3 protein-coding genes are annotated in these 3,900 nt (G+C 63.3%); all 3 read right to left on the bottom strand.

The genetic code is table 11. The features are described from left to right. On the bottom strand, window positions 1-1,518 hold a 1,518-nt coding region (locus BEN47_RS19345), incomplete at its 3' end, for a sensor histidine kinase (protein WP_070730925.1). Between the two features lie 2 nt (window positions 1,519-1,520). Continuing rightward, window positions 1,521-3,647 (bottom strand): ATP-binding protein, encoded by a 2,127-nt coding sequence (locus tag BEN47_RS22370; RefSeq protein WP_083322614.1) that lies wholly within the window; start codon window positions 3,645-3,647, stop codon window positions 1,521-1,523. Window positions 3,648-3,760: 113 nt separating this feature from the next. Continuing rightward, window positions 3,761-3,900, bottom strand: a 140-nt coding sequence (locus BEN47_RS20545) for an ATP-binding protein (RefSeq protein ID WP_239691673.1), incomplete at its 5' end; no start/stop codon positions are given.

Here is a 3,900-nt window from a genome sequence, read left to right as displayed (position 1 = left end):
GGCGAAGTTCTTCATGAAGTTGAGCGGGTTCTGCAGCTCGTGGGCGATGCCCGCCGTCAGCTCCCCCAAAAACGCCATCTTCTCCGCCTGTACCAGTTGTTCCTGAGTTACTTTCAAATCAGCCAGGGCTAGTTCGGCGCGGTCGCGCTGGCCGGCTACTTCCATGGTCCGGGCGGCAACTTGGCTTTCCAGCAGCTCGTTTTGGGTGGCCAGCAGCGCTTGCTTTTCCAGCTGCTGGGCCTGGGTTTGGGCCGAAAGCTCCTGCACTTGCCGCAGCTTCACGAGTAGCAGCTCGCTATTGGACGCAAACTCGCGGGCCAGAAACAAGGAGATGCCCACCGCCGGCGACAGAGCCATGAACGCCACCAGGATTGACGAAACCCGAAAGGAAATCTGCACCTGCATAATAATGAGCATGGCGTAGACCAGGGCGCACAGCAGCGCTCCCACAAACCCCGCCGCAATGAGCCCCGCCCCGCGCTGGCGCTGGCGCAACGCCCGCATGGTGAGCCGCAGCTGCTCGGCGCTGGCCAGCCCCACAAACCCAAAAAAGACAAACGAGTACGTGGTGAGCACCGAAACCGAGGTGAACTGCGTGAACTCACTCAGCACCAAGCTGACGACCAGCAGCACCCACAGGCCAATGTATATCCGCCCGGTTTGGTAGTTGAACAGGGAGTAGAGTGCCCGCACCGCCCACAGGTAGCTCATCAGAAGGAACACATCGGCGAGGATGCTCATGGCCAGCGTGGCCGCCATGCCCTGCACCTGCCAGCCGCCGTACAGCCCCAGAAACCCCAGCGCCCCGGTGCCGGCATAGAGCGCAAAGTAAAAGTTGGCGCGCCGGGCCGGGTTGTAGCGCAGGAAGAACAGGTGCAGCAGGCTGAGCAGCAAAAACACCGCAAACGTGGCAAAATTAGCCACCGGTCCCACGGCCCGCTCCACGTTGCGCCGCAGCAGGCCGGGCAGGCCCGTGATGCGCACGCGCATAAAGTTGATGTTGTCCTTGAACAGGGCCAGCGGTGGCCAGGGCGCAAAGCGCACGGCCAGCACCTGCTCGGCCGGGCCCGTAAAATGCACCTCCAGCGGGTCGGCCGTGAAGCCGGCCGGCTGCACCTGCCCGGGCACGGCACTCACCGCGCCGTAGCGGTGCAGCAGGCGGCCGTTGAGGTACACTTCAGAAGCGCAGGTTTGCTGAAACAGCAGCACCAGGGCCCGGTTCCGCAGGCTGTCGGGCACTTGCAGGCGCAGGCGCAGCCAGCCAATGCGGGCCGCGTGCAGCTGCGGCAGTACCTGCGGCCGCTGGTTGGGGTTGACGGGCGTCCAGGCCCGGTCGTCAAAATCGGGCTGGGCCCAGGCCGGGTCATCCCCGGCCCTGAACTTCCAGCCCTGGTCGAGCACGGTGCCAGAATACGGCACCGTGCGCAACACTGCCACGGCCGTATCGGGCGCGGCCTGGCCCCAGGCGCGCCCCGCCAGCAGCAGCAACAGTACCCAAAAAGCAGCAAAACGGAGCACAGTTACGCAGGAATAGTGATAAAGAATTCGGTGCCTTCGCCCAGGCAGCTCTCCACGGTGAGGGTGCCGCCGTGGCCCTTGGTCACGATGTCGCGGCTCAGCGACAGGCCCAGGCCCGTGCCTTCGCCGCTGGGCTTGGTGGTGAAAAAGGGCTGGAAAATCTTCTGCCGCACGTCTTCGGCCATGCCCGTGCCGTTGTCGCGCACCCGGATTTCCACCTTGTCCCGGGCGTGGTGGGTGGTCACGGTCACGGTGGGCTCGTAGTCACTGCTGGCAGCGGCCGCGTGCTGCTGACGCTCGCGCACCGCATACAGGGCGTTGGCGCACAGGTTGAGCAGCACGCGGCTCAGGTCGGATTTCACCACGGGCCAAGCCGGCAGCCCCACGTCGAAATGCTTGCCCAGGCTGGCCTGAAAGTCGGGGTTATCGGTCCGCAGGCCCTGGTAGGCCAGCGCGAGGGCTTCATCGGCCAGGGCGTTGAGGTCGGTGGTTTCGCGCTGCCCGGTACCGGTGCGGGCGTGCTCCAGCATGTCGTTGATGATGGAGGAAGCCCGCTGGCCGTGCTGGCTGATTTTCAGTAGATTTTGCTTCAGACCGGCCATTATTTCCTGCTCCAGATTGCCCGCGTCGGGGCTGTTGGCGGCCCTGGGCGCCTGGTCGCTGTTGAGCATGGCCACGCTCACTTCGGCAAAATTTTTCATGAAGTTGAGCGGGTTCTGCAGCTCGTGGGCAATGCCGGCCGACAGCTCTCCCACAAACGCCCACTTCTCGGCCTGCACCAACTGGCCCTGGGCAGCGTGCAACTCGTCCTGCTGCTGCTTGAGCAGGGCGTAGGCCCGCTGCTTCTGGCCGTTGTTGCGCCACAGCACCACGCTCAGGCTGGCCACGGCGCCCAGGCTGAGCAAGGCGCCAAGCAAAACCCACTGCTGGGCCCGGTTTTGCTGCTGAATCAGCTGGCTATTCCTGGTGAGCAAGCCAATCTGGGCTTGTTTATTGTCCAGTTCGGCACGGTACTCCAGCACTGCCGCCCGGCGCTGCAAGTCGCTGCTGTTCAGCGTGTCCTTGTAGGAGCCAAACAGCTGCTCGTAGCGGTAGGCATCAGCAAAACGTTCCATCCGGAAGTACGACTGCGACAACACTTCGCTGGCATCCCGGCTGATGGTTTTGGCGCCGCTGGCCTGGCTGGCTACCAGGCTCCTGCGTCCAAAAGCCACGGCACTGTCCAGTTGCGCCGTGTGTAGGGAAGCCCGCGCCAGCACCAGTTGGGCGCGGGGCATCTCGCTCAGCGCATGCAGGCGCCGGGCACGGCCCAGCCCCCGGTAGCCGTAGGAAAACGCCTGCGGGTAATGCCCCAGCCGCTCGTGCATGTCACCAATGTTGATATCCTCGAACAGCAGGCCGGACTCGTCCCGAAGCTGCTGAAAAATAGCGGCGTCCTTCTCGTAGTACACCAGCGCCTTGGCCCATTGCTTTTGCATACGGTACAAGTTGCCCAAGCCGGCATACGCATGCCCGATGCTCACTTTATCTCCCGATTTCCGGGCCCAGCGCAGCCCCTGGTTCAGGTACTCCCGGGCGTGGGCGTATTCAGCCAAAAACATGCTGGTAATGCCCAACTGCGTGTTCAAAAACGACAGCCACTTGCTGTCGCGCATGGTTTCGGCCAGCCGCAGGCCCTTCAAATTCGCAGTCAGCGACTTGGCGTACATGCCCTGGTCGGAGTACACGCAAGACAGGTTGTACAGGCTACGGGTTTGGCCGAGGGCATTGCCCACTTGCTCAAATCCTCGTTGGGCCTGCAGCGAATAGGTCTGCGCCAGGTTGTATTGGCTGCGGTGGCGGTGGTAAAAACCCAGGCCCAGCTGGGCTTCGGCTGCGCCAAACGTGTACCCCAGCTGCTGCGACAAGCTCAAGGCTTGCTGGAAAAACTGCGCCGACTCCAAAGGCGCATTGTTGCGCAGCTCCAGCCCCAGGGCATTGAGGCGATTGGCGCGAACGGTGTCTGCCTGCGGGTGCGCGCGCAACTCGCTCCGCAGCCCGGGGGCGGCGGGCGTCTGGGCTCGTACGCTGGCAGCGGCCAGCAAAACCAATAGCAAAACCAATAGCAAAAAATCTAAAACCCTACTCATGCAATACAAAGAAACTCGCAAAAGAGCGGTCACGCGCTATGGCCATGCTTTCAACCACTCCGGAGGTCTCTTCAGGGATATTGATGTGCATGGAAGCGTGCGCCAGGGCCAGTTTACTGCGGCAGCGTGATGAGAAATTCGGTGCCTTCGCCCAGGCAGCTCTCCACGGTGAGGGTGCCGCCGTGGCCCTTGGTCACGATGTCGTGGCTCAGCGACAGGCCCAGGCCCGTGCCCGCGCCCGCGGGCTTGGTGG

It is taken from the genome of Hymenobacter lapidarius (assembly GCF_001816145.1).
Classification (GTDB): domain Bacteria; phylum Bacteroidota; class Bacteroidia; order Cytophagales; family Hymenobacteraceae; genus Hymenobacter; species Hymenobacter lapidarius.
Note: the sequence above shows the minus strand (reverse complement) of the source record. Positions and strands in the feature narration are given on the sequence as shown.